This window comes from Acinetobacter sp. ATCC 27244 (assembly GCF_000156555.1).
In the GTDB taxonomy this organism is placed as follows: domain Bacteria; phylum Pseudomonadota; class Gammaproteobacteria; order Pseudomonadales; family Moraxellaceae; genus Acinetobacter; species Acinetobacter haemolyticus.
Genome location: NZ_GG665954.1, coordinates 129,141 through 134,356, shown reverse-complemented (window position 1 = coordinate 134,356; position 5,216 = coordinate 129,141). Strand labels below are relative to the sequence as shown.

7 protein-coding genes are annotated in these 5,216 nt (G+C 39.3%); 6 read left to right on the top strand and 1 reads right to left on the bottom strand.

Annotated elements, in window-relative coordinates; genetic code table 11:
- Positions 1 to 34 precede the first annotated feature (34 nt).
- Complete coding sequence (gene carO, locus HMPREF0023_RS08155; protein WP_008941785.1) at positions 35 to 787, bottom strand: ornithine uptake porin CarO type 5; 753 nt, start codon at positions 785 to 787, stop codon at positions 35 to 37.
- Positions 788 to 1,078: 291 nt separating this feature from the next.
- On the opposite strand from carO, the gene dapD reads away from it, so the two are divergent.
- From dapD to HMPREF0023_RS08125, 6 genes are all read left to right on the top strand, one after another.
- Positions 1,079 to 1,900 (top strand): 2,3,4,5-tetrahydropyridine-2,6-dicarboxylate N-succinyltransferase, encoded by an 822-nt coding sequence (dapD, locus tag HMPREF0023_RS08150; protein WP_008941784.1) that lies wholly within the window; start codon positions 1,079 to 1,081, stop codon positions 1,898 to 1,900.
- Between the two features lie 156 nt (positions 1,901 to 2,056).
- Positions 2,057 to 2,767 carry a 7-carboxy-7-deazaguanine synthase QueE gene (gene queE, locus HMPREF0023_RS08145; protein ID WP_017394497.1) on the top strand — a complete coding sequence of 237 codons (711 nt, stop codon included), beginning with the start codon at positions 2,057 to 2,059 and terminating at the stop codon, positions 2,765 to 2,767.
- A gap of 75 nt (positions 2,768 to 2,842) precedes the next feature.
- Positions 2,843 to 3,511 carry a 7-cyano-7-deazaguanine synthase QueC gene (queC, locus tag HMPREF0023_RS08140; RefSeq protein WP_017394498.1) on the top strand — a complete coding sequence of 223 codons (669 nt, stop codon included), beginning with the start codon at positions 2,843 to 2,845 and terminating at the stop codon, positions 3,509 to 3,511.
- A gap of 30 nt (positions 3,512 to 3,541) precedes the next feature.
- Positions 3,542 to 3,952: a hypothetical protein gene (locus tag HMPREF0023_RS08135; protein WP_008941783.1), complete on the top strand. Its 411-nt coding sequence runs from the start codon at positions 3,542 to 3,544 to the stop codon at positions 3,950 to 3,952.
- A gap of 70 nt (positions 3,953 to 4,022) precedes the next feature.
- Complete coding sequence (locus tag HMPREF0023_RS08130) at positions 4,023 to 4,718, top strand: diphthine--ammonia ligase (RefSeq protein WP_008941782.1); 696 nt, start codon at positions 4,023 to 4,025, stop codon at positions 4,716 to 4,718.
- 3 nt (positions 4,719 to 4,721) lie between these two features.
- Positions 4,722 to 5,186, top strand: coding sequence for a peroxiredoxin (locus HMPREF0023_RS08125; RefSeq protein WP_008941781.1), 465 nt, complete (start codon positions 4,722 to 4,724; stop codon positions 5,184 to 5,186).
- Positions 5,187 to 5,216: the final 30 nt, after the last annotated feature.

Genomic DNA, 5,216 nt, shown 5'->3' with positions numbered 1-5,216 from the left:
CGTAGCGCTCGTTTTTTTATGATGAATGTATAAGTTAGAACTTGAAGCTCACACCAACTTTAGCCACAGGCATCCACTCATACTTACCTTTGTTTTCAATATTATGCTGCTCTTTCGCTACAGCACTTTCTAAAGTGTTGCCGTTACTACCAATGATTTGATCATCGCCAGAAGTTTTTAAGTTTACAGTTGGATTACCAGTATAGTAGGCACCCATTTCACCGAACAAACCAATATTTTTATATACAGGCGCGTTTATACCAACACCTAAGTATGGTGAAATATTGTTATCATATTTCATTTTACCATCAATGTTAGCAGTTTGAGTGTTATCCGTGGTAAAACGCTCTCCATCAACACGAACTAAACTATTGGTACCAATACGCTTTTTCAAGTCATACTCGTTATCTAAGTATGCAACACCTGCTGCCACATAAAGCGAACGAACAAATGTATTTTGACTTGTACCCCATGGATAAATCTCGGCATTTAAATAAGTGTTGTTATTATCCATGTCCATATCATACTTGGTACCGTCGATTTTTAAATCATCAGACCAAGAGATATCACCGCCGTTATAACCTAAGGTTACACCAACGTATGGATTAACACGGTAAGACACCGCACCACCATAACCAGTAGTACCGACTTCAGCACGTACAGATACTGGGTTTAAAAATGAAGGAAATGCATATGCCGATTCTCTTACGACTTGCTCGTCAGCAAATGTAGTACCTGCAATCGCTGTAAGTACACCTGCAGCAAGAATAACACGCAAAGTTTTCATTGAGGTCTCCTTAAAAAATACTTTTATTCAAATATAATTGTTTACTGTGAGTTTATCTTAAAAGAATGCTAGATAACTTTTTATACAGAAACTGATTACTTTTTGTTATTTTCTGATACAAATTAGACGTAATTGTGTATTCGCAAATAATTTATAAAAAACAAGCTATTTTCGTTTTATGACAATTTTATTGCTTATTTTCCAATCAATTTATTGTAACGACTTTTTTCAAAGATTCTTGCAGCAAATTAGTGTAAAATCTTTAAAATTTTTTTTGGAAGAAGGAAGATCATGTCTCAGCTTTCTACAATCATTGAGCAAGCATTTGAAGACCGTGCAAACTTTAGCGCAGCGGACTGTCCTACAGAAATTCGTCAAGCTGTAGAAGAAGCATTGACTGGTTTGGACAATGGCACACTTCGCGTTGCTGAAAAAATTGATGGTGAGTGGGTTGTTCACCAATGGTTAAAAAAAGCCGTTTTACTTTCGTTTAAACTTAACGATAATCAACCAATCGAAGCATGTGATCTACAGTTCTATGACAAAGTAGCAACCAAATACTCGGGTTGGACTGAAGAACAGTTTAAAGCTGCTGGTGTACGTGTTGTTCCTCCTGCGGTTGCGCGTCGTGGTAGCTTCCAAGCGAAAAATGTCGTATTAATGCCGTCTTATGTCAATATCGGTGCGTATGTTGACGAAGGTACCATGGTAGATACGTGGGCAACTGTTGGCTCATGCGCTCAAATCGGTAAAAATGTTCACTTATCTGGTGGTGTTGGGATTGGTGGTGTTTTAGAGCCATTACAAGCGAATCCGACAATTATTGAAGATAACTGTTTTATCGGTGCACGCTCTGAAATCGTTGAAGGCGTGATCGTTGAAGAAGGCTCTGTGATTTCAATGGGTGTTTTCATTGGTCAATCAACCAAAATTTTTGATCGTGAAACTGGTGAAGTTCATTATGGTCGTGTACCAGCGGGCTCTGTGGTCGTTGCAGGTAGCCTTCCATCAAAATGTGGTACCTACAGCTTATATGCTGCGATCATCGTAAAAAAAGTGGATGCGAAAACTCGCGCTAAAACAAGCTTGAACGATTTGTTACGTGCAGACTAATTTGTAATATTTATTGCGGAACTTGATCGTTCCACGGAGCTTCAATTGTTCCTAGGAACTTGATCATTCCTCATCTCTACGATCAGTCATGGTCGTAGAGATTTTGTTTTTTATATAGCATGCTGCTTATGTAGCATTTGTTTGTGGTAAATGTTTATGGCTTCCTTACGTTCTTCTGCAATTCCTGTCTCTGATCCTGCGGCTGGTTTACGTATCACAGAGATCTTTTATTCTTTGCAAGGCGAAGCGAATACTTTTGGTTTGCCAACAGTTTTTATTCGTTTAACAGGCTGTCCATTACGTTGTAGTTATTGTGATACCACTTACTCCTTTGAAGGAGGTGAACGTTTATCACTAGAACATATCATCGAAACAGCAAGCCAATACAAAACACCATATATCTGTGTCACTGGCGGTGAACCTCTTGCTCAACCCAATTGCTTAATATTGTTACAGCGGTTATGTGATTTAGGGTTTCAAGTATCACTTGAAACCAGTGGTGCGTTGGATGTATCAAAAGTTGATTCGCGTGTCTCTAAAGTTCTTGACTTAAAAACACCTACATCTAAAGAAGATCATCGTAATTTGCTAACCAATCTCGACTATCTGACCCAACATGATCAAATCAAATTTGTGATTTGTAATCGTGCTGACTACGAATGGTCTAGACAACAACTTGAACAATTCCAATTGCAAGATAAAGTGAGCACTGTCTGGTTCTCTCCTGCTTTTGCTGTTGAAAAAGGCGCTGTTGCCCTCCCTGCTTTAGCACGTGATTTGGCTCAGTGGATTTTAGACGACCATCTCCCTGTTCGATTTCAACTCCAGTTACACAAGCTACTCTGGAATGATGAATCAGGTCGTTAAAATTTCAGAATTGGTTTGTGTGAATGTCACATCCATTCTTAATCAATATTTTTAGGTTGAATCATGGAAAATAATATGCGTTCTCGTGCCATCGTATTATTGTCTGGTGGCTTAGACTCAACAACATGTCTCGCTTGGGCACAAGCGCGTTATGATTGTGTTGCTATCAGTTTTATGTACGGTCAACGTTCTACCACAGAGTTAGATGCCGCCAAAGCACTAGCACAACGTGCAGGTGTAGAGCATCGTGTCATTAATATTGATTTAGGTAATCTTGGCGGTTCTGCACTTACAGATCATAACATTGATGTCCCAGAACAATTACAAGAAGGTATTCCTGTAACTTATGTTCCAGCACGTAACACAATATTCTTGTCTTACGCCCTCGCTGCAGCGGAAGTTTTTGATGCTGAAGCCATCGTGATTGGGGTCAATGCTGTTGATTATTCAGGATATCCTGACTGTCGTCCAGAATTTATTGACGCTTTTGCCAATTTGGCTCGTCTTGCAACAAAAGCTGGCGTTGAAGGAAAACCTCTTAAAATTGAAACACCTTTGTTACATTTATCCAAAGCGAATATTATACGCTTAGGTATCGAACATGGCGTAGACTATAGTCAAACGGTATCCTGCTACCAAGCAGATGCTCAAGGACGTGCATGTGGCAAATGCGACAGTTGCCGTTTACGTCAACAAGGTTTTATCGAAGCAGGTATTGCGGATCCTACGCGTTATACCAACTAGACGATATTAGGGTAATAATTAGGTACATATATGAAGTTTTTAAAATCAAATCTTATTCTTTCTACAATGATGGCGGCGACTGCTTTAGTTGCAACTGCAACTCAGGCAAACACCAACCCACTCGAAGCTGCATATAAAAGTACCAATGTGAAAGCTGGACTGGTCAATGTATGTAAAGAGCAAACCACTAAAGGTGGTAAATTATCAGCAGCAGAAGTAAATAAATTCTGTGGTTGTCAAATTGATGCTCAAGGTAAAGTGACTGAAGCGCAAAAATGGGAAATTCAAAGTGCAATTAATGCCAAGAAAAACCCAAGTTCTTTAGCATTTGTACAACAGCAAAATAAAGACTTACAAGCATGTTTAGGTGCGCCGTTAGTCTCTAAATTGGAAAAATTGACTGAAGAAGCAATCAAAGCGCAACAAGCTGCGAAGAAATAAGATTGATTCTTCTTATATAGAAAGCCTGCTTTTGCAGGCTTTTTTTAAACTTTGTGATTTGTGAATCTCTATGTCCTCTGAACAGTGGAAAAATAATGCACAACAGCGCCGTTGTGTCATGTCATTTAGTGGTGGTAAAGACAGTTCCCTCGCCTTGTACCATGCCATGCAAACAGGTCAGGTACTAAGCCTGATTATTATGCTTGAAGAACAGGGGCAACGCTCACGTTCACATGCGATGCCACTCGATATCATCCACGCTCAAGCTAATGCAATTGGTCTACCCGTGTTTATGGCATCTTCGAGTTGGGCTGATTATGAAACTAAATTTATTGAACTACTTGAACAAGCTAAACAGCAAAATGCGGAAGTATTGGTTACAGGTGATTTGGATATGCCTGAGCATGGGTGCTGGCATGATCGAGTGACTCAACAAGTTGGGCTAAAACTAGGTATGCCTTTGTGGTTGCGCCCACATCGTGAAGTGGTTGAAGAATTTATTAACTTGGGATTTCAAAGTATTATTGTGACTATAAACCTCAAACTTGGCATGAAAATCGAAGATTTAGGGAACGTCTTAACACTAGAATATATCCAAGAATTAGAAAATAGAGGTATCGATCCTTGTGGTGAAGGTGGTGAGTTCCATACAACTGTGATTGATGGACCAATTTTTAACAAAGCTATTCCTGTACGCCGCGGCGATATTGTTTATCATGAAGAATATGCTTTTTTACCACTTGAATTAGACCAAATTGAAGGATGAAACATGTCTGAGACTATCCAACTACCGAATCAAACATTCCCGACCACACATGGTGAGTTAAACCTCACTGAACTCACCAATGAATGGCTAATTTTGTATTTCTATCCTAAAGATTCAACGCCAGGTTGCACGACTCAAGCGGTAGGTTTTTCATGCCTAAAAGATCAATTTGACGCCTTGAATTGCCAAATAATTGGGGTGTCACGCGACTCTGTAAAAGCACATCAAAATTTTACTGAGAAACAAGCATTAACGATTGATTTAATTAGCGATAAAGAAGAGATACTGTGTAAGCATTTTGGTGTGATCAAAGAAAAAAATATGTACGGTAAGCAAGTGATGGGGATCGAACGCTCAACATTCATTTTCCATAATCAAAAATTGGTTAAAAGCTATCGAAAAGTCAAAGCGGCTGGCCATGCAGAACAAGTGTTAGCAGATCTAAAAGCACTTCAGGCTGAAATGTAATCTCAAGCCTTCATAAAGCGGGGGTTAAAT

What these genes read in the sequence shown, in the direction of transcription:
- carO (WP_008941785.1), bottom strand. Translation starts at nt 787, where the DNA reads ATGAAAACTTTGCGTGTTATTCTTGCTGCAGGTGTACTTACAGCGATT.
- dapD (WP_008941784.1), top strand. Translation starts at nt 1,079, where the DNA reads ATGTCTCAGCTTTCTACAATCATTGAGCAAGCATTTGAAGACCGTGCA.
- queE (WP_017394497.1), top strand. Translation starts at nt 2,057, where the DNA reads ATGGCTTCCTTACGTTCTTCTGCAATTCCTGTCTCTGATCCTGCGGCT.
- queC (WP_017394498.1), top strand. Translation starts at nt 2,843, where the DNA reads ATGCGTTCTCGTGCCATCGTATTATTGTCTGGTGGCTTAGACTCAACA.
- HMPREF0023_RS08135 (WP_008941783.1), top strand. Translation starts at nt 3,542, where the DNA reads ATGAAGTTTTTAAAATCAAATCTTATTCTTTCTACAATGATGGCGGCG.
- HMPREF0023_RS08130 (WP_008941782.1), top strand. Translation starts at nt 4,023, where the DNA reads ATGTCCTCTGAACAGTGGAAAAATAATGCACAACAGCGCCGTTGTGTC.
- HMPREF0023_RS08125 (WP_008941781.1), top strand. Translation starts at nt 4,722, where the DNA reads ATGTCTGAGACTATCCAACTACCGAATCAAACATTCCCGACCACACAT.